Below are 20,059 nucleotides of genomic sequence, written 5' to 3'. Positions count from 1 at the left end.
TCGCTTTATAACTGAATCAATCAAAAGAAGTAATTTTATGCAAATTTCGGAATAAATTATGGATATGTAACCGAAATTATATAAAAATTATGAGTAAGATTCCAGTCTATTTTATGCCAGGTTTAGCCGCTGGTTCGTCAATTTTTGAACGAATTGAGTTGCCAAAAGATGTTTTTGAAATCCATTTATTGGATTGGTTTTTACCAGAAAAACAGGAAACACTTACTAGTTATGCTAAAAGAATGTCCGAAAATGTTAAGCATGAAGATGTAGTTTTAATTGGAGTTTCTTTTGGTGGAATATTGGTTCAAGAAATGGCACAGTTTCTTAAAGTTAGAAAAATTATCATAATTTCTAGTGTAAAATGCAATACAGAATTACCAAGAAGAATGAAAATTGCCAAAACTACAAAAGCCTATAAGTTAGTGCCAACTAGTCTTTTAGGAAATATGGATTTGCTGGTTAAATATGCTTTTGGTGATTTAATGAAACAACGGTTAAAGCTGTATGAAAGGTATTTATCTATGAGTAACAAAGAATATTTAGATTGGGCAATTGAGCAAGTTGTATGCTGGGAGCGAACAAAGATTGATCCAAATGTAATTCACATTCACGGCGATGCCGATGAGGTTTTTCCATCCAAATACATAAAAAAATTCGTAAATATTAAAGGTGGAACGCACATCATGATTTTGAACCGATTTAAATGGCTTAATCAAAATTTACCTAAAATAATTTTAGGTCAAGAATTGTAACTTTCGGCTCAATTGTTGTAGTTTTACCGTTATACCTGAATAGAATAAGAAAAAATCCATAATAAGGAAATTTTAAATTATGAAAAAGATACAAGTTATTGGTGCTGTTGCATTTATTATTTTTACAAGCGGATTATTTATTTTCGCAACATCGACCGAAGAGAAAAAGAAACAATTACACGAAGGTACTTCGCAATATTTTCCTGTTGAAGTAGATTTCTCTGGAGAAAAAGCACCGCTTCAAATTGCAGATGTTAAAGAACGTTTTGACCGAGAATTATTAGTAAATGCGAACTTACATTCGTCCACAATATTGATTATAAAACGAGCTAATCGCGTGTTTCCGATAATTGAACCCATTTTAAAGCAGTATGGAGTTCCCGATGATTTTAAATATCTCGCCGTAATAGAAAGTGCTTTGACAAATGCTGTTTCACCTTCTGGAGCCAAAGGCATATGGCAATTTATGCCCGAAACTGCTAAAGAAAAAGGTATGGAAGTTAACGAAATTGTGGATGAACGTTACCACTTAATTAAAGCTACCGAAGCAGCGTGTAAATATTTATTGTCAGCAAAGCAAAAGTTCGGATCTTGGACTTTAGCCGCAGCATCTTATAATGGCGGTATGACAGGAGTAAACAATAAAATTGCAGAACAAAAAGTTGACAATTATTATGATTTACTCTTAACTGATGAAACTTCAAGATACGTTTTTAGAATTTTAGCGTTGAAAGAAATTATGAAAAATCCAACATTATACGGATTTCAATTGTCTAATAATGAGTTGTATGAAATCATTCCGACCAAAAAATTGGAGGTCGATTCTACCATAACCGATTTGGCTGTTTTTGCTAAAACACAAGGGATTAATTACAAGATTTTAAAAATTCATAATCCTTGGTTAAGAGATAAAAAATTATCTAATCCGACCAAAAAGAAATACGAAATTGAAATTCCTCTTTCTGGATATTAATTTTTTTATATAATTATGATTTATTATATTGTAAAATTACATATTTTATTATTTTGATTTATTTTATTAAATTATTAATAAAAATTAATGAATTTGAGAATAAATTTGAATTAAATGGTATTAAAAAGAATAAATAAAATATATTTGTCAAAGAAATTAGAATTCAAAATGAAAAACACCAACAACATTATCATCTCAATTATTGTCATTCCAGAAATGGAATAGGAGATGTTGTTGTATTTAATCATATAGAAACCTCCTAAAATTTAGGAGGTTTTTTTTATTTGTAAACATGAAATCGCCATTAACAAAACGTTTGCGTAAGCAAACTCCAATAAATAAAAAGGCGATACCATATATGACAAATAACAAATAAATTTTACATATATGAAAAATTTAGCAACTAGTATTATTGTCGTGATTATCATTATTCGCATTACGTGACGAGTCAGGACATTGTATCTCTATACCAACCTTTCTCTAACCAAATTGAGAAAGGTTTTTTTTTAACCAAAACTTTTTGAAAATGTATTTCAACGAAAAAACTACAATTTATTTAAATGGCGATTTTATAAAGGCAACGGATGCAACTACCGATTTATACAGTCAAACTTTACACTACGGATACGGCGTATTTGAAGGAATCCGAGCCTATGACACACATAACGGAACTCGCGTTTTTAAAGCTAAAGAACATTATGAACGGCTGAAAAATTCTTGTGAATTAATAAATATTCCATTCGAATACGATGTTGATGATTTAATTGATCAAACCTACAAAGTCCTAGAATTAAACAACTTTAAAAACGCGTACGTTCGACCTTTAGTTTATTGCAGTCCAAATATGAGCTTGACAAAACCAAATAGCGTTTCCATAATGATTTGCGCATGGGAATGGGGTGCTTATCTTGGAGATAATTTACTAAACGTAACCATTTCTTCCTTCAGCAGACCGCATCCAAAATCTACTAAAATCGAAGCTAAAGTTTGCGGACATTATGTAAACTCAATCCTTGCTGCTTCCGAAGCTAAAGAAAAAGGATTTGATGAAGCCATTCTTTTAGATACCGAAGGATTTCTTGCAGAAGGTCCAGGTTCCAATTTATTTTTTGAAAAAGATGGAAAACTATTCACTCCAAAAACTGGAAATATTCTTCCAGGAATAACACGTGCAACAGTTATGGATTTATGTAGAAATCTTGAAATCGAATTGGTGGAAGGCGAATTTCTACCCGAAGATTTAGCCAATGCTGATGGTGCTTTTTTATGCGGAACAGCTGCTGAAGTCATCGGATTACAATCACTAGAAAATAAAAAATTTACCAAAGAATGGAACGATACTTTAGGTAAAAAACTACAAACTGCTTATAAAAATTTAGTTCTAGAAAAAGAATTACAAGAAACAAATTACTAATGGAATTAAATAAATACAGTAAAACCGTAACTCAAGATCCAACGCAACCTGCGGCACAAGCCATGCTGTACGGAATTGGTTTGAATGACACACAATTGGCACAACCTTTCGTCGGAATTGCCTCGATGGGTTACGATGGAAATACCTGCAACATGCATCTCAATCATTTGGCTTCCTATATAAAAGTTGAAGTAAATGCCACAGACATGGTGGGTTTAATTTTTAACACCATTGGCATCAGCGACGGAATTACCAATGGAACAGACGGAATGCGTTACTCGCTTGTGAGCCGAGAAATCATAGCCGACAGTATTGAAAGTGTTGTTGCTGGACATTATTATGATGCGGTGATTGCAATTCCAGGTTGTGACAAAAATATGCCCGGTTCAATCATAGCGATGGGAAGATTAAATCGTCCTTCGATAATGGTATATGGTGGTACAATTGCTCCGGGGAAATACCAAGGAAAAGATTTGAATATCGTTTCAGCTTTTGAAGCTTTAGGCGAAAAAATTGCTGGCAAAATATCTGAAGAAGATTTCAAAGGAATTATCAAAAACTCCTGTCCTGGCGCTGGCGCTTGTGGCGGAATGTACACTGCAAATACAATGGCAATTGCAATTGAAGCACTCGGAATGAGTTTGCCGTATTCCAGTTCAAATCCTGCCATTAGCGATGAAAAAATCGAAGAATGCAAGCAAGCGGCTCAGTATATAAAATTATTATTAGAGAAAAATATTTGTCCCAAAGACATCATGACGTTCAAGGCTTTTGAAAATGCCATCACAACATTAATTGCGCTTGGCGGAAGTACCAATGCGGTTTTACACATGATTGCTATGGCGAAAAGCGTTGGTGTAAAAATCACTCAAGACGATTTTCAAAGAATCAGCAATACAACTCCTTTAATTGCCGATTTCAAACCAGGCGGAAATTATTTAATGCAAAACCTTCACGAAAAAGGTGGAGTTCCAATGGTTTTAAAGTATTTATTATCCAAAGGAAAATTACACGGCGATTGCTTAACCGTGACCGGAAAAACTTTAGCTGAAAACCTCGAAAATGTTGCAGCTATCAATTTTGAAGATCAAAATATCATCCGACCATTGGAAAATCCAATTAAGGAAACAGGTCATCTTCAAGTACTTTATGGAAATCTAGCGACAAAAGGTTCGGTTGCAAAAATCACAGGAAAAGAAGGCGAAAAATTTGTTGGTCCAGCCAAAGTTTTTGACGGTGAAAAAGAATTAATTCAAGGAATTGAAGACAAAAAAATTCAAGCTGGCGATGTAATTGTCATCAGATATGTCGGACCAAAAGGCGGACCAGGAATGCCCGAAATGCTCAAACCAACTTCGGCAATTATTGGCGCAGGATTAGGAAAAAGTGTCGCTTTAATTACAGATGGAAGATTCAGCGGTGGCACACACGGTTTTGTGGTTGGTCACATCACACCAGAAGCGTTCGATGGCGGAACAATCGCACTTGTAAAGGATAACGATATCATTGAACTTGACGCTGTTTCGAATACCATTAACTTAAAAGTATCCGATTCTGAATTGGATGAACGAAGAAAAAGTCTATTAATTCCGCCACTAAAAGTTACAAATGGAGTTTTATACAAATACGTAAAATTGGTTAAAGATGCTTCTGAAGGTTGTGTAACTGATGAAGATTAAAATACAAATACTATGAAAACATTAGAACTTGACACCATCGAAAAAGCACAGAAACAACCCATTTCCACTTCAGGAAGTTTAGCTGTTATTGATGCTTTATTATCTGAAAATGTAGATACTATTTTTGGATATCCTGGCGGCGCAATCATGCCTATTTATGATGCTTTGTATGATTTTAAAAACAAGTTAAATCACATTTTGGTACGTCACGAACAAGGTGCAATTCATGCAGCGCAAGGTTACGCCAGAGTTAGCGGAAAAACTGGAGTTGTATTTGCAACAAGTGGTCCAGGTGCGACAAATTTAGTCACTGGTTTGGCCGATGCTTTAATTGATTCCACACCTTTAGTTTGTATTACAGGTCAAGTTTTTGCACATTTATTAGGAACCGATGCTTTTCAGGAAACGGATATCATCAACATTACAATTCCAATTACAAAATGGAATTACCAAATAACCGATGCGAAAGAAATTCCAGAAGTTCTAGCAAAAGCATTTTACCTTGCAAAAACAGGTCGTCCAGGTCCAGTTTTGATTGATATTACTAAAAACGCACAACTCCAACTGTTTGAATATATTGGCTATCGTCCTTGCATTCACGTGAGAAGTTATCGCCCTGAACCAATTGTTCGATTAGAATACATCGAAAAAGCCGCAACTTTAATCAATCAAGCGAAAAAACCATTTGTGATTTTTGGTCAAGGCGTTTTATTGGGCACTGCCGAAAAAGAATTTCAAAATTTCATAGAAAAAGCAGGTTTGCCAACAGCTTGGACGATTATGGGAATGAGCGGAATTCCAACCGATCATCCGCTTGGCGTTGGAATGTTAGGTATGCACGGCAATTACGGTCCGAATTTTCTAACCAACGAATGTGATGTTCTTATTGCAGTCGGAATGCGATTTGACGACCGAGTTACTGGCAGATTAGACAAATACGCCAAGCAGGCAAAAATCATTCATCTAGATATTGATCCAGCCGAAATCGATAAAAACGTGCAAACAACTATTCCTGTTTGGGGAAATTGCAAAGAAACTTTACCGTTACTAACTAATTTGTTAGAACAAAAAACGCATCCTGAATGGTTCAAGGAATTTGAAATTAAACGAGAAAGAGAAACCACTTTTTTAATTGAAAAAGAATTAAATCCAACCGATGGCGGATTGACCATGGGCGAAGTAATTAATGTTCTAAACGAATTGACCAATGGTGAAGCAGTAATAGTAACCGATGTTGGTCAGCATCAAATGGTCGCGTGTCGTTATGCCAAGCAAAATAAAACTCGTAGCAATATTACAAGTGGCGGTTTGGGAACCATGGGTTATGCGCTTCCTGCTGCAATTGGAGCCAAATTTGGTGCGCCAGAACGTCAAGTGGTTGCCATTATGGGTGATGGTGGTGCGCAGATGAATATTCAGGAACTGGGAACGATTATGCAATTTCAACCGAATGTAAAAATCCTAATTCTAAACAATAGTTTTCTTGGAATGGTGCGTCAATGGCAAGAACTTTTTCATGAAAAACGCTATTCGTTTACGGACATTCAGAGTCCGAATTTTGTGCAAGTTGCTAAAGGATACAATATTGATGGAAAGCAAATATCCAAACGTGAAGAATTACGACAAGGATTGAAAGAAATGCTAGATCACGAAAGTTCGTTTCTTTTGGAAGTAGCGGTAATTCACGAAGACAATGTTTTTCCGATGGTGCCGCAAGGAAAAGGAGTTGCTGAAATTGTTTTATCGAAAGATGAAATTTAGCTTGAACAATCGAATTAAAATAATTAGACACGAATTTCACTAATTTTCACGAATTAAAAAATGTATAAATTAATTCACATCAATTTTATGTGCCTTGAACAGATTCGTGAAATCATTGAAGATAATGATTCGTGTAAATTAGTGAAATTCTTGTAAAAACCATTATCTGATTTTTGATAATACAATATAGAAGTTGGTCGTGAAATTTGAATTATTTATTAAATGATTAAGTAATTTGAAACTTTAAACTTTAAACTAAAAAACAATGAAAGAAGAATTTACATTGACCATTTACACCGAAAATCAAGTAGGTTTAATCAACAAAATAGCGATTATGTTTTCGCGCAGAAAGATTAGTTTAGAAAGTTTGAACACTTCTCCAAGCGAAATAAAAGACATTTATAGATTTACATTAGTCGTTAGAGAAACCGAAACGGTAGTTAAAAATTTAGTGCGCCAATTAGAGAAAATCGTAGACGTTTTTAAAGTGTATTACAATACCAACGACGAAATTATTTGGCAACAAATGGCGTTGTACAAAGTGCCAACAGCTGTAATCATGAAAGATGTAAAAGTAGAACGTTTACTGAGAGAATTTGGTGCAAAAGCGGTTGTGATTAGAGAAGATTACACAGTTTTTGAAGCGACAGGTCATGATGAAGAAGTGAATAATTTACTGAAAGAATTGGATAAATATGGCTTGATTGAATTTGTTAGAAGTTCAAGAATCGCCATTATCAAATCGAGCGAAGGCGTTCATAAAAAAGTGTTGGATATGGAAAAAAATGATCCGACGAAACAACCAATTAACAACGAATTTCTGAATCATAAAAGTATGATTTTTGAAATGTAAGATTTCAATGGCAATGTCAAAATTCAATTGCAGTATCAAAAATCAAATGCAAAATTCCATAACAATACAAATATAAAAATAGATACAATGTCAAATTATTTCAATTCACTTCCGCATCGACTAAAAGTGCAAGAGTTAGGAAAGTGTGATTTTATGCAAAGCTCCGAATTTGCAAATGGTGTAGCCAAATTAAAAGGTAAAAAAATAGTAATTATAGGTTGTGGTGCTCAAGGTTTGGCGCAAGGTCAAAATTTGCGTGATAGCGGATTGGAAGTTGCCTATGCATTGCGTCAGGAAGCGATTGATAACAAAAGAGCATCGTTTATAAATGCGACCGAAAACGGATTTGAAGTAGGAACTTTTGAGGAAATAATTCCAACTGCCGACTTGGTTTCGAATTTAGCTCCAGACAAACAGCACACGGCTGTAATCAATAAAATTGTGCCTTTGATGAAAAAAGGTGCGTGTTTGTCGTATTCGCATGGATTTAATATTGTGGAAGAAGGAACGCAAATTCGGGAAGATATTACAGTGGTTATGATTGCACCAAAATCGCCTGCGAGTGAAGTCCGAGCGGAGTATTTACGCGGTTTTGGTGTGCCAACATTAATCGCAGTGCATTCTGATAACGATCCAGATGGTGACGGATTGGAAATTGCAAAAGCGTATTGCGTTGGAACTGGTGGCGATAAAGCTGGCGTTTTGTTGTCGTCGTTTGTCGCAGAAGTAAAATCGGATTTGATGGGCGAACAAACCATTTTGTGCGGCTTGTTGCAAACCGGTTCGATTTTGAGTTTTAACAAAATGATTGAAAACGGAATCGATGCTGGTTATGCGTCAAAACTCGTGCAATATGGTTGGGAAGTCATTACCGAAGCCTTGAAAATTGGCGGAATTACCAACATGATGGACCGACTTTCGAATCCTGCAAAAGTAGAATCCTTTAAACTTGCTGAGGAGTTGAAGCAAATTATGACACCATTATTCAACAAACACATGGACGATATTTTATCGGGACAATTTTCGCAAACCATGATGGAAGATTGGGCAAATGGTGATAAAAATTTACTGACTTGGCGAGAAGCAACAGGCGAAACGGATTTTGAAAAAACGCCTGCCGGAACTGTGGAAATTACCGAACAAGACTATTTTGATAATGCAACTTTGATGGTGGCTTTTGTAAAATCGGGTGTGGAATTGGCTTACGAAACCATGACTTCTGCAGGAATTAAAAACGAATCGGCGTATTATGAGTCATTGCACGAAGCGCCATTAATTGCCAACACCATTGCTAGGAAAAAATTATTTGAAATGAACCGTGTAATTTCGGATACGGCTGAATATGGTTGCTATTTATTTGATCATGCTTGCAAACCACTTTTGGCTGATTTTATGAAAAAAGTTGACACTAATTTGATTGGAAAAAACTACAATACAACAGGTAATAACAATGTAGATAATTTCGAATTGGTAAAAATAAACGCTGCCATTAGAAATCATTCCATTGAAATTTGCGGAGCCGAATTGCGCGAAGCAATGACTGCGATGAAGAAAATTGTGGAGTAAAAAGAGTGAAAAGAGAAAAGAATATAGAGAAAAGAATATAGAGAAAAGAATATAGAAAATAGAGAATAGACTTTGAACTTAATTTTCTTAATTTCTTAATGGTTTAAAGAAAAAATAAATGAATTTATTTAACGAAATAGTACAAGCAAGAAATCAATTGGATGGCGTAGTTCAAAACACGCCACTGATTGAAAACCGAAATTTATCCGATGAATTTGACGCAACAATTTTACTAAAACGTGAAGATTTGCAAATAGTTCGTTCGTATAAAATTCGTGGTGCTTACAACAAAATGAGTTCGCTTCCTGACGCCGAAAAGTCACATGGAATTGTTTGTGCAAGTGCTGGAAATCATGCGCAAGGTGTTGCTTATTCGTGTCATTTACTTCAAATTCACGGTGTGATTTACATGCCAAAAACCACTCCGAAGCAAAAAATAAAACAAGTGCAATTGTTCGGAAAATCGTTTGTAGAAATTGTTTTGGTTGGCGATACTTTTGATGATGCTTATGCATCAGCAGTTGAATTTGCTACAGAAAATTATAAGAAATTCATTCATCCGTTTGATGATTATAAAGTCATTGCCGGTCAAGGAACGGTTGGTTTAGAAATTCTGAGTGCCACAAATCAACTTATAGATTATGTTTTTGTTCCCATTGGTGGTGGCGGTTTGGCGGCTGGACTTTCAACAGTTTTTAGAGAATTAAGTCCGAAAACTAAAATCATTGGTGTTGAACCTTTGGGCGCGCCATCGATGAAAACGGCTATTGAAAATGGAGAAAATAGTCCGCTAGAAAGTATTGATAAATTTGTTGATGGCGCCGCGGTAAAGCAAGTCGGCGATTTGACTTTTGAAATTTGCAAAGAGAATCTAGACGATATTATTTTGGTTCCAGAAGGAAAAGTGTGCACCACAATTTTACGTTTGTACAACGAAGAAGCTATGGTTGTCGAACCTGCTGGCGCATTAACAATCGCTGCATTGGATTTTTACAAAGAAAAAATTAAAGGAAAAAACGTAGTTTGTATCGTTTCTGGAAGCAATAATGACATCGAACGCACTGCCGAAATCAAGGAACGTTCACTCCTTTACGAAGGATTGATGCACTATTTTATGATTCAGTTTCCGCAACGTCCTGGTGCGTTGAAGGAATTTGTAAACACCATTTTGGGCGAAGACGACGACATTACTTATTTTCAGTTTGCCAAGAAAACCAGTCGTGAAATGGGTTCGGTTGTCGTTGGATTGGAATTAAAAAATAAAAATGATATTGAACCTATCAAGACGAATATGAAACAACATGGATTTGAATTCAAATACCTTAATGAAAAACAAGACTTATTCGCCCAAATAATTGGATAAAAAAAACGCCGAGAAATTATCTAGACGTTTTTTAAGACTATTGAAATTGATGGATAATGATTAAATTTTCTTCATTTGTTCTTTCATCATCGTAATTTGATCTTTTAGCATGCCTTGCTTATCCAGTTTTTTTACTTCTGCAATTAGATTTGTCGCTTCGATTTTTCTTCTTCTAGACATTGCAATTCCAGCTAAGTTTAATTTTGCTACAGCCAAATCCATATCCATATTCAATCCAAGTTGAATTGCTTTTTTGAAATATTTTTCAGCTTGTAATAAATTGGTTTGCGAAAGCATTAAACCTTGCAAATAATTGTAGTAACCTTGTTGTTTCTGTACCAAAGCCGTTTCTGGATTAGTAATTTTCGAAAGCCATTTTTGAGCTCCAGGAAAGTTTTGTTTACGCAATTGTAAAAAAGCTAATAGTATAAATTCGTTTTTAAAGTATAAAAAAACAGGAATTAACGACACTATTATAAGAAAAATCCCATTACCAATATTACTTTCTGTAAATTGCCAAACCGCTGTAACTAAGATTAAACCTGCAAGAACAAGTTTGATATTTTTGTGAAACATAATTAAAATATTTAAGCTACAAAGGTAATAAAGTTTTTCAAAATATTTTTTATAAAACTACTTGCCAGAAAAAAAAAGGTTTGTATATTTGCACTCGGTTTTGAAAGGACAAATTTTCAATACCTATTAACATTATTATCATCATATTTTAAAGATACCACGTCATGAGCAAAAGAACGTTTCAACCATCGAAAAGAAAAAGAAGAAATAAACACGGATTTATGGACAGAATGGAAACTCCAAATGGAAGAAAAGTACTTGCGCGTCGTAGAGCAAAAGGAAGACATAAATTGACTGTTTCTTGCGAACCAAGACACAAAAAATAATGATTAGCAATAATCAATATCAAGCCGTTACTTTTATTAGTAGCGGCTTTTTTTTAAACTTGTTCATAAATTTTAATAATTTTTAGGAGCTATTTCCAGCTATTCATTGCAATCTTTTTAATTTTAAAGAAAAATTTAAAAGGATTTCCATTACAAACACGAAGTGTTCACCGAACACCTATGAAAATAAATGTTTTAGTGAGGTAATCTGGGCTAGAATAAATCTTCAAAATTCAACATTCGTTAATCGTTATTCAAACTTTAAAATGTAATGTTGAACAGATGAATAAGGAATAACGAATTTTGAAATAAAAATACAACACACAACAACAAACTAACTACAATGCCAAAAGACAATTCAATCAAATCGGTTTTAATTATTGGTTCAGGTCCAATCGTTATTGGGCAAGCATGCGAATTCGACTATGCAGGTTCACAATCGGCACGTTCTATCCGCGAAGAAGGAATTGAAGTAATACTTATCAATTCCAATCCGGCAACCATCATGACAGATCCAAGTATGGCAGATCATGTGTATTTATTGCCATTGACAACCAAATCGATCATTCAAATTTTAAAAGAACATCCTCAAATTGATGCTGTTCTTCCAACAATGGGAGGACAAACAGCGTTAAATCTTTGTTTAGAAGCAGATGAAAAAGGAATTTGGGAAGACTTTAATGTGAGAATGATTGGTGTCGATGTAAATGCCATCAATATTACCGAAGATCGTGAACAATTCAAACAATTATTAGAGAAGATAGGTATTCCAGCAGCACCAGCAAAAACAGCAACTTCGTTTTTAAAAGGTAAAGAAATTGCTCAAGAATTCGGATTTCCATTAGTAATTCGTCCATCATTTACACTTGGTGGAACCGGAGCAGCATTTGTACACAGCAAAGAAGAATTTGACGAAAAACTAACTTACGGTTTAGAAATGTCACCAATTCATGAAGTTTTGATTGACAAAGCTTTATTGGGTTGGAAAGAATACGAATTGGAACTTTTACGCGATAAGAACGACAACGTAGTCATCATCTGTTCGATAGAAAATATGGATCCAATGGGAATTCATACAGGAGATTCGATTACCGTTGCACCAGCAATGACTTTATCGGATACAACGTTCCAAAAGATGCGTGACATGGCAATCTTGATGATGCGTTCCATTGGAAACTTTGCTGGCGGTTGTAACGTGCAATTTGCCGTTTCTCCAGACGAAAAAGAAGATATTGTGGCCATCGAAATCAATCCGAGAGTTTCTCGTTCATCTGCATTAGCGTCAAAAGCTACTGGTTATCCAATTGCAAAAATCGCTTCGAAACTAGCTTTGGGTTATCATTTAGATGAACTTCAAAACCAAATTACCAAATCAACTTCAGCGTTATTCGAACCAACTTTAGATTACGTAATCGTAAAAATACCAAGATGGAATTTCGACAAATTTGAAGGTGCTGATAGAACTTTAGGTCTTCAAATGAAATCGGTTGGTGAAGTTATGGGAATTGGTCGTTCGTTTCAAGAAGCGCTGCACAAAGCAACACAATCACTTGAAATTAAACGAAATGGGTTAGGAGCAGACGGAAAAGGATATAAAAACTACGAACAAATTATTGAGAAATTAACGTTCGCAAGTTGGGATCGAGTTTTCGTAATTTATGATGCTATCGCAATGGGAATTCCGTTGAGCAGAATTCATGAAATTACCAAAATCGATATGTGGTTCTTGAAACAATACGAAGAATTGTATTTGTTGGAAAGAGAAATCACAAACTATAAAATTGACACTTTACCAAAAGAATTATTGCTTGAAGCAAAGCAGAAAGGTTACGGCGACCGACAAATTGCACACATGTTGAGTTGTTTGGAAAGTCAGGTTTATAAATTGCGTGATGACATGAACATCAAACGTGTTTATAAATTAGTTGATACTTGTGCTGCCGAATTTAAGGCACAAACACCTTATTACTATTCGACTTTTGAAGCTGAAATTCAAACAGCAAATGGCGAACGATACGTTCATAACGAAAGTATTGTAACCGATAAAAAGAAAGTAGTAGTCTTAGGTTCAGGACCAAATAGAATCGGACAAGGAATTGAATTTGACTATTCTTGTGTTCATGGTGTTTTGGCTGCGAAAGAATGCGGTTACGAAACGATTATGATCAACTGTAATCCAGAAACGGTTTCTACCGATTTTGATACAGCCGATAAATTATATTTTGAGCCTGTTTTTTGGGAACACATTTACGACATCATTCGTCACGAAAAACCAGAAGGTGTAATTGTGCAATTGGGTGGACAAACCGCTTTAAAACTAGCAGAAAAATTATCTAAATACGGAATTAAAATTCTAGGAACGTCATTTGACGCTTTAGATTTAGCCGAAGACAGAGGTCGTTTTTCAGAATTGTTAACCGAATTAAATATTCCGTTTCCGCAATTCGGAATTGCTGAAAGTGCTGATGAAGCTTCGAAATTAGCAGATACTTTAGACTTTCCGTTGTTAGTTCGTCCTTCTTATGTTTTGGGTGGACAAGGAATGAAAATTGTCATCAACAAACAAGAATTAGAAGAACATGTAATTGATTTATTGAAATCAATTCCGGGAAATAAATTATTGCTTGACCATTATTTGGATGGCGCAATTGAAGCAGAAGCCGATGCTATTTGCGATGGTGAAAATGTGTACATCATCGGAATTATGGAACACATCGAGCCTTGCGGAATTCACTCAGGTGATTCGAATGCGACTTTGCCACCATTTAATTTAGGTGAATTTGTAATGCAGCAAATAAAAGATCATACTAAGAAAATCGCTTTGGCTTTACGAACTGTTGGTTTGATAAACATTCAATTTGCGATAAAAGATGATACGGTTTATATCATCGAAGCCAATCCAAGAGCCTCGAGAACGGTTCCGTTTATTGCAAAAGCCTATGGCGAACCTTATGTAAATTATGCAACCAAAGTAATGCTTGGTGAAAATAAAGTTACCGATTTTACGTTCAATCCGCAGTTGAAAGGTTACGCGATTAAGCAACCAGTTTTCTCTTTCAGTAAGTTTAAAGATGTGAACAAGGCACTCGGACCAGAAATGAAATCGACAGGCGAAAGCATTTTGTTTATAGACGATTTAAAAGACGATCAGTTTTATGAATTGTATTCTAGACGAAAAATGTATTTAAGTAAATAAAATTTAAAAAATGACTGTAATGAATCTAATTAAAAAAAGCGCCCTTGCTATCGCAGTTTCACTTTTATTTGCTTCCTGCAACAAAGACGAAGAAAATAACTCCACGCCAGCACCTGTTGACTATGCTACACAATACAACATTGATATTGCTAAAATTGAAAATTACTTAAAAACACATTCGGTAACTGTAACGAATAATCCTGGAGCAGCGAACGATCAGAATGCGGTTTTCACTGAGGTTCCTAGTTTAAGCGAAGAATCAATTTGGGGAAGCAATCCTACAGTTCCAAAAGCTAGCTTATTGGTCAAAAATGTGACTTTTGCTAATGTGGTTCACAAATTGTATTATTTAAAATTTCGCGAAGGAGTAGGTACAAGTCCGTCAAGTACTAATCAAATTACTGTTGCTTACAACGGGTTTCTGACAAATAATTCGGCGTTCGATGCTTCAACTGGTGCAACTTTTACTTTAAACCAATTAATTGGTGGATGGCAACAAATTTTCCCAGAGTTCAAAATGGGAACAGTAATCGGCACCAATCAGTATGAAGATTTTGGTGCTGGAGCAATGTTCTTGCCTTCTGCTTTTGGATATTACAACTTTAGTCCTGCAGGTTCAATTCCTGCGTACAGTCCGCTGATTTTTAGCTTTAAACTATACCGAGTTTTCTAAAAAGAATTCATAAAAAATCCCAATTAAGTTGGGATTTTTTTATTTAATTGCGGGAAAGTAAATGTCGAACGATGCTCCTTTATTAATTTCGCCCGTGGCGGTGATATAACCGTCATGGTTTTCGACAATCTTCTTTACAATGGCAAGTCCAATTCCGGTTCCTAAGTATTTTTCTTTACCGTGAAGTCGTTGAAAGACTTCAAAAATTCGTTCACCATATTGTTGATCGAAACCAATTCCATTGTCAGAAATTTTGATGTTACAGTAATTTATATTGGGTTGAAGATTACTCTTGTTAAGTTCTATTCCTTTTGCAATTCTGCATTCTATTTTTATATGCGGCTTTTCAGATTCGTTTGAAAATTTAATTGAATTGCTAATAAGATTGTATAAAAGTTGACGAAATTGGAAGGTTATAATTTTTACTTCACATACTTCAATGATTTCGACATGCGCATTTTTAGCAGCAATTTCTTCTGCTAAATCCTCTTTTACATCATCAATAATAGTTTTTAAGTTAACTTTTTCTAATTTTTTTTCGTTCGTGTTTGTTCGAGAATAGGCTAATAAATCTTCAATTAATGTTTGCATTCTTTTTGCTGCATTCTGCATTCTATGAAATTTATCTTTTCCATTTTCTGATAAATTTTCAAACTCCTTTTCTATTATCTGTGTTGAGAAAATTTGAATTTTCCGTAAAGGTTCTTGCAAATCATGACTTGAAATATAAGCAAATGATTGAAGTTCTTTATTCATTTTTTCCAACGCATCATTTTTGTGTTGAAGTTCTTCGGCATTTTTACGCAGTGTATCTTCGGCATTTTTCTTTTGCGTAAGGTCGTGCGTAAATTTTGAGTATCCTATAACGTCACCAGAATCATTGCGAACGGCTGTTATCACTACGTTTGCCCAGAAATGAGATTTGTCTTTGCGAACACGCCAACCTTCTTGAACAGCTCTTCCAGTTTGAAATGCTTTTTTTAATAATTCTTCGGGTAAATTATTTTCTCTATCTGTTTCTGTATAAAAAGTTGTAAAGCTTTTTCCAATGATTTCTTCTGCTGAATACCCTTTAATTTTTTCGGCACCTTTGTTCCAGTTTTCTACAATTCCATCGGCGTTAATATACAATATGGCGTAATCTTGAACCTCTTCGACCATTAAATGGTATCGTTCTTCGCTACTTTTTAAATTTTTATTTAGAAGTTGTAATTCTTGAGTTCGTTGTTTTACTTGTCGTTCTAATTCGTTAACGAAATTTTTTTGGTCTTGAATATCGGTGCTGGTTCCAACCCACATCACAATCTTTCCCTCTTCGTCTTTTTGTGGTATTGCACGACTTAGTTGCCATCTATACGCACCATCATGTCTTCGAAAGCGATGTTCAAATAAAAAGTCATTACCTGTACGTATTGCTTTGGTCCATTCTTCAATGTTTTTCTGGCGTTCGTCTGGATGAACAATTTCGATCCAGCCAACTTTGTCTATTTGTTTTTTAGAAAATCCAGAAAATTCAAAAACCGATTTATTGAAATAATTTATATTTCCATTTGTATCTGATGTCCAAATTTGTTGCGGCATGGAATCGGCAAGGAGTCTAAATTTTTTTTCACTGTCTTCTGTTTTTATTCGTGCTTCAACTTTATCGGTTACATCATTTACGGTAATCATAATACCTGAAATTTCACCTGTTGTTTCAAAAAGCGGTGCATATTCATAATCAAGATAAAATTTCTTTATACCATCATCTCCACTAACAAGCGCTGCCGATTCAACTTCGCGATGGGCAACACCTGAGTTAAAAACATTCTTGAGCAGTTCGACGTATTTTTGTTCTTTAAGTTCAGGGAAAACGTCGATAATTCCAATGCCAACAACTTCGTGTTCTTTCTTTCTCCAAATGGTTTCAAACATGGCTTTGTTTGCCATTTCTATAATAAATTCACTACCTCGTAGAATTGTCATTGGAATAGGCGAATTCATAACCATAGTTCTGAATTGCTTTTCGCTTTCGGCTATGAAATGTTTTGCTTTTACCGATTGAGTTACTTCGCTTGCAGTAACAATTATTCCAGAAATTGATCCATCATCTTCTCGTAAAGGTGAATATAAAAAATCAAAGTAGGATAATTCGTTACTTCCGTATCGATTTACATTTAAAGGATACTCAATACCATGATACGGTTTACCTGTTTCTAGTACATTTAAAAGTAATTTTTCAACTGATTCTTTAACTTCTGGTAATGATTCGAATAAAGGTTTTCCAACAAATGTTTCCTCTTTTCTGTCTACTAGAAGTAAGTAGGTATCGTTAGCCATTTCGACGACAAAGTCTTCTCCTCTTAAAATAGTGATTCCTATTGGAGCTTGCTTTACGGTATTTCTAAATCGTTCATCAACTTCTTCCGCTTTTTTCTTGGCTAAATTTAGATCGGTAACGTTGGTAGAAGTATTCATAACGCCATACACGCTTCCATCAGAATTGAAGATGGGTGTGTAGGTATAGTTGTAAAAAAAAGTTTCTAGATTTCCATTTATGCTAACTTGAACTTCTCTGTTTTTCCCATAATAGGGTTTTCCAGATGTAAAAACTTGATCAAGTTGTTCGTTTATATTTTGACTTTTCATCTCGGGCATAACGTCTTTAAAGCGTTTTCCTATAAGGTTTGGTCCTTTTCCCCAAGCTTTTTTTAAGGCATCGTTGGCAAATTCAATTTGCATTTCTTTTCCTTTGTAAAGTGCAATTGGAAAAGGTGCATTTTCTACAATACTTCTAAGTTTTTGATCACTTTCTTCTAGTTTTTGTCTAGCTATTACTTGTGTAGTAACATCATTGGCAATCACTACAATACCATTGATACTGTTGTCTTCTTCTCGAAAAGCTTCGTAAACAAAATTTACATAAATAGTTTCTAAAACTTGATTTCGAAGCAGTGTAACCGGGCGTTCGTAAGCTGTATATTTTTCGCCGCTTAAAAAAACTTGTTGAAGTAATTCTTCTAAGCCTTGATCTTTAACTTCTTGTAGACCTTCAAAAAGAGGTTTGTTTAAAATGTCTTCTTGTTTTTTATCCCAAATATCAAGCATAAATTGATTAGCGATATCAACGATATAAGTTGCGCCACGCAGAAAACACATAGCAACTGGCGCTTGCATTATGTTTTTAAAATATCTAGAATTACTTTTTTTTAAATGCTTGGAAGTTAGGTTTTTTTCGGTAGTTTCGAGTACTGTAACCAGCATTCCTCCGATTGTTCCATCTTCTTTATGAATCGGACTGTAAGCAAAGTCAAAATAACAATCGTCGAGCGATCCGTTTCTATGTAATTGCAAAAAGAAATCAGATTGTCGTACAATTTTACCGTTCATAGCATCGTCGAACATTGGGCTAAGAATATCCCACACTTCTTCGAAAGTATCGAACGAACTTTGTCCTAATACTTGTGGATGTTTTGTAGACCCAAGTATCGGACGATAGGCATCATTATAAAATTGTATAAAATCTTTTCCCCAGACAATCATCATTGCAAATGGATTGTTTATTATAACTGAGATCATAGTTTTTAAACTTGATGGCCAGTTTTCTGGTTTTCCTAAAGTTGTTTTGCTCCAGTCTTTTTCTCTAATAAGTTTTCCCATTTCTCCACCATTTTGGAGAAAATATAAGCTGTTTTTTTCTGAAGCACTCATAAACTTATTATGATTGGAGTATAAATTTATCTTTAGAAGGTTTTATAAAATTATTAGTAGATATGATCGTAATCACATCATGAATAACTTTTTTTAACTTTGAAAAATCTCCTGGTTTTCTTAAGTAATAATGAGCTCCATTATTGTATAAAGTGTCTACAACATCCATATCCATAGAGGTTGAGAAAATAATTATTGGAAGATTTTGAAGTTCTGAAATAAGTTTTATTTCGGCCAAACATTCAAAACCACTTTTTCGAGGCATATTTAAATCTAGAAAGAGTGCATCGGGTAAATTGTCGTAACTCTTATACAACCAATTCATTAGTTCTTCACCGTCATAAACAGTTTTTAATGAAGATGTAACTGGTAATTCCTCCAAAGCTTCTTTAAAAAAAAGGCAATCGTCAGCATCATCATCAGCTAAAAGTAGTTTGTGGATAGCGGAATTCATATAATTTGTAATTGGTTAGGTTTAAGATTAGGGCAGCTTCTTAAAGTTAACGAAGTTATGAAAATTTTATGAACTGTTTAGCGTTATGTACTTTTTTTTAATAAATGACTAGTTAGTACATATTATAAAATTTATTTAAGCAATGTCCTTTAAATCAGTTGGAAAAGGTCGGTAGGAATAATACTGTAAAACTTCTTCTATTGCATATTTTAAAGCTTCGTTAATTGGGACAAGTTTTAGTGCTAGTTCGAAGTCAATTTGGGCCAGCTGCATGTAATAATCAGAAAAAATTGGAACGTAGATTCCTTTAGATATTGCTTCGGCAGTTTGTTGGTATTGTTCTTTTTGATTTTCTTTAATTAAGTTGCAAGTTGCAAGTTTTAATTTACCATATTGATTTTTACTTGCAGCATATCCAAAAAGCCGACAAATTAATCCACGGTATTTATAGTTGGTACACCTGCCATTTTCTTGATCTACGATGCTTAATGGTTTGTAAATAGTGCATAAAGATGTTGTTTTTTGACTTAACTGTTCCAACATGTTTTCTGCTTCATTATTCACAAAAAGATGAAGTGCCCAAGGTAAAAACTCTAAAGGTGAAGCATCAATATTGGGAGTTGTGCAACATTTTCCGCAGCCAGAGAGGCAGTGTAATGAACTGGCTTTTTGAAAAGTATTAATTTCAATTTCCAACTTTGCAAATAATTGTTCTACTAATTCAACCTTACTAATTAGTGTCATTTTTTTTGTAAGGTAGTCTTTTCAGAATGCTGTTAG

Annotated in this window: 15 protein-coding genes; 11 read left to right on the top strand and 4 right to left on the bottom strand. The window is 34.6% G+C overall.

Annotated elements, in window-relative coordinates; translation table 11 throughout:
- Positions 1 to 89 precede the first annotated feature (89 nt).
- From ACZ098_RS15355 to ilvA, 8 genes are all read left to right on the top strand, one after another.
- The gene (locus ACZ098_RS15355) at positions 90 to 755 is read left to right on the top strand and encodes an acyl-CoA thioester hydrolase/BAAT C-terminal domain-containing protein (protein ID WP_487312649.1); all 666 of its coding nucleotides are present in this window, start codon (positions 90 to 92) and stop codon (positions 753 to 755) included.
- A 79-nt stretch (positions 756 to 834) separates the two neighbouring features.
- Positions 835 to 1,728 (top strand): lytic transglycosylase domain-containing protein, encoded by an 894-nt coding sequence (locus tag ACZ098_RS15350; RefSeq protein ID WP_487312648.1) that lies wholly within the window; start codon positions 835 to 837, stop codon positions 1,726 to 1,728.
- A gap of 526 nt (positions 1,729 to 2,254) precedes the next feature.
- The gene (locus tag ACZ098_RS15345; protein ID WP_487312647.1) at positions 2,255 to 3,142 is read left to right on the top strand and encodes a branched-chain amino acid transaminase; all 888 of its coding nucleotides are present in this window, start codon (positions 2,255 to 2,257) and stop codon (positions 3,140 to 3,142) included.
- A complete protein-coding gene (gene ilvD, locus ACZ098_RS15340) occupies positions 3,142 to 4,821 on the top strand; it encodes a dihydroxy-acid dehydratase (protein WP_487312646.1) in 1,680 nt (559 codons plus the stop codon). Before ACZ098_RS15345 ends, ilvD begins: the two co-directional genes overlap by 1 nt.
- 12 nt (positions 4,822 to 4,833) lie before the next feature.
- A complete protein-coding gene (gene ilvB / locus ACZ098_RS15335) occupies positions 4,834 to 6,582 on the top strand; it encodes a biosynthetic-type acetolactate synthase large subunit (protein WP_487312645.1) in 1,749 nt (582 codons plus the stop codon).
- 265 nt (positions 6,583 to 6,847) lie between these two features.
- The gene (ilvN, locus tag ACZ098_RS15330) at positions 6,848 to 7,435 is read left to right on the top strand and encodes an acetolactate synthase small subunit (RefSeq protein WP_487312644.1); all 588 of its coding nucleotides are present in this window, start codon (positions 6,848 to 6,850) and stop codon (positions 7,433 to 7,435) included.
- A gap of 87 nt (positions 7,436 to 7,522) precedes the next feature.
- A complete protein-coding gene (gene ilvC, locus ACZ098_RS15325) occupies positions 7,523 to 9,001 on the top strand; it encodes a ketol-acid reductoisomerase (protein ID WP_487312643.1) in 1,479 nt (492 codons plus the stop codon).
- Positions 9,002 to 9,119: 118 nt separating this feature from the next.
- The gene (gene ilvA / locus ACZ098_RS15320) at positions 9,120 to 10,364 is read left to right on the top strand and encodes a threonine ammonia-lyase IlvA (protein ID WP_487312642.1); all 1,245 of its coding nucleotides are present in this window, start codon (positions 9,120 to 9,122) and stop codon (positions 10,362 to 10,364) included.
- Positions 10,365 to 10,424: 60 nt separating this feature from the next.
- Here the strand turns inward: ilvA and ACZ098_RS15315 are convergent, their stop codons facing one another.
- Entirely contained in the window at positions 10,425 to 10,940 is a 516-nt protein-coding gene (locus tag ACZ098_RS15315) for a DUF2892 domain-containing protein (RefSeq protein WP_487312641.1), read from the bottom strand.
- A gap of 164 nt (positions 10,941 to 11,104) precedes the next feature.
- Here ACZ098_RS15315 and rpmH point away from each other — a divergent pair, with 164 nt between their 5' ends.
- The 3 genes from rpmH (at position 11,105) to ACZ098_RS15300 (ending at position 15,135) form a co-directional block, all read left to right on the top strand.
- A complete protein-coding gene (gene rpmH / locus ACZ098_RS15310) occupies positions 11,105 to 11,266 on the top strand; it encodes a 50S ribosomal protein L34 (RefSeq protein WP_074723512.1) in 162 nt (53 codons plus the stop codon).
- Between the two features lie 343 nt (positions 11,267 to 11,609).
- Positions 11,610 to 14,462, top strand: a complete 2,853-nt coding sequence (carB, locus tag ACZ098_RS15305; RefSeq protein ID WP_487312640.1) for a carbamoyl-phosphate synthase large subunit — start codon at positions 11,610 to 11,612, stop codon at positions 14,460 to 14,462.
- Between the two features lie 19 nt (positions 14,463 to 14,481).
- Positions 14,482 to 15,135 (top strand): FKBP-type peptidyl-prolyl cis-trans isomerase, encoded by a 654-nt coding sequence (locus tag ACZ098_RS15300; RefSeq protein WP_487312639.1) that lies wholly within the window; start codon positions 14,482 to 14,484, stop codon positions 15,133 to 15,135.
- A 39-nt stretch (positions 15,136 to 15,174) separates the two neighbouring features.
- Here ACZ098_RS15300 and ACZ098_RS15295 read toward each other — a convergent pair whose 3' ends face one another.
- From ACZ098_RS15295 to ACZ098_RS15285, 3 genes are all read right to left on the bottom strand, one after another.
- On the bottom strand, positions 15,175 to 18,774 hold the full coding sequence (locus ACZ098_RS15295; protein WP_487312638.1) for a PAS domain S-box protein: 3,600 nt from the start codon (positions 18,772 to 18,774) through the stop codon (positions 15,175 to 15,177).
- Positions 18,775 to 18,832: 58 nt separating this feature from the next.
- Positions 18,833 to 19,279 (bottom strand): response regulator, encoded by a 447-nt coding sequence (locus ACZ098_RS15290; protein WP_487312637.1) that lies wholly within the window; start codon positions 19,277 to 19,279, stop codon positions 18,833 to 18,835.
- A 135-nt stretch (positions 19,280 to 19,414) separates the two neighbouring features.
- Positions 19,415 to 20,023, bottom strand: a complete 609-nt coding sequence (locus tag ACZ098_RS15285) for a YkgJ family cysteine cluster protein (protein ID WP_487312636.1) — start codon at positions 20,021 to 20,023, stop codon at positions 19,415 to 19,417.
- Positions 20,024 to 20,059: the final 36 nt, after the last annotated feature.

Source organism: Flavobacterium sp. SP2, assembly GCF_057626655.1.
The sequence above is the reverse complement of the archived record's forward strand: the minus strand, read 5'-3'. Positions and strand labels throughout refer to the sequence as shown.

Bases quoted from the DNA above. Each gene is read 5' to 3' on its own strand.
- ACZ098_RS15345 (WP_487312647.1), top strand. From the start codon at position 2,255: ATGTATTTCAACGAAAAAACTACAATTTATTTAAATGGCGATTTTATA.
- ACZ098_RS15315 (WP_487312641.1), bottom strand. From the start codon at position 10,940: ATGTTTCACAAAAATATCAAACTTGTTCTTGCAGGTTTAATCTTAGTT.
- carB (WP_487312640.1), top strand. From the start codon at position 11,610: ATGCCAAAAGACAATTCAATCAAATCGGTTTTAATTATTGGTTCAGGT.
- ilvN (WP_487312644.1), top strand. From the start codon at position 6,848: ATGAAAGAAGAATTTACATTGACCATTTACACCGAAAATCAAGTAGGT.
- ACZ098_RS15295 (WP_487312638.1), bottom strand. From the start codon at position 18,774: ATGGGAAAACTTATTAGAGAAAAAGACTGGAGCAAAACAACTTTAGGA.
- rpmH (WP_074723512.1), top strand. From the start codon at position 11,105: ATGAGCAAAAGAACGTTTCAACCATCGAAAAGAAAAAGAAGAAATAAA.
- ACZ098_RS15300 (WP_487312639.1), top strand. From the start codon at position 14,482: ATGAATCTAATTAAAAAAAGCGCCCTTGCTATCGCAGTTTCACTTTTA.
- ilvA (WP_487312642.1), top strand. From the start codon at position 9,120: ATGAATTTATTTAACGAAATAGTACAAGCAAGAAATCAATTGGATGGC.
- ACZ098_RS15290 (WP_487312637.1), bottom strand. From the start codon at position 19,279: ATGAATTCCGCTATCCACAAACTACTTTTAGCTGATGATGATGCTGAC.
- ilvD (WP_487312646.1), top strand. From the start codon at position 3,142: ATGGAATTAAATAAATACAGTAAAACCGTAACTCAAGATCCAACGCAA.
- ilvB (WP_487312645.1), top strand. From the start codon at position 4,834: ATGAAAACATTAGAACTTGACACCATCGAAAAAGCACAGAAACAACCC.
- ACZ098_RS15285 (WP_487312636.1), bottom strand. From the start codon at position 20,023: ATGACACTAATTAGTAAGGTTGAATTAGTAGAACAATTATTTGCAAAG.
- ilvC (WP_487312643.1), top strand. From the start codon at position 7,523: ATGTCAAATTATTTCAATTCACTTCCGCATCGACTAAAAGTGCAAGAG.
- ACZ098_RS15350 (WP_487312648.1), top strand. From the start codon at position 835: ATGAAAAAGATACAAGTTATTGGTGCTGTTGCATTTATTATTTTTACA.
- ACZ098_RS15355 (WP_487312649.1), top strand. From the start codon at position 90: ATGAGTAAGATTCCAGTCTATTTTATGCCAGGTTTAGCCGCTGGTTCG.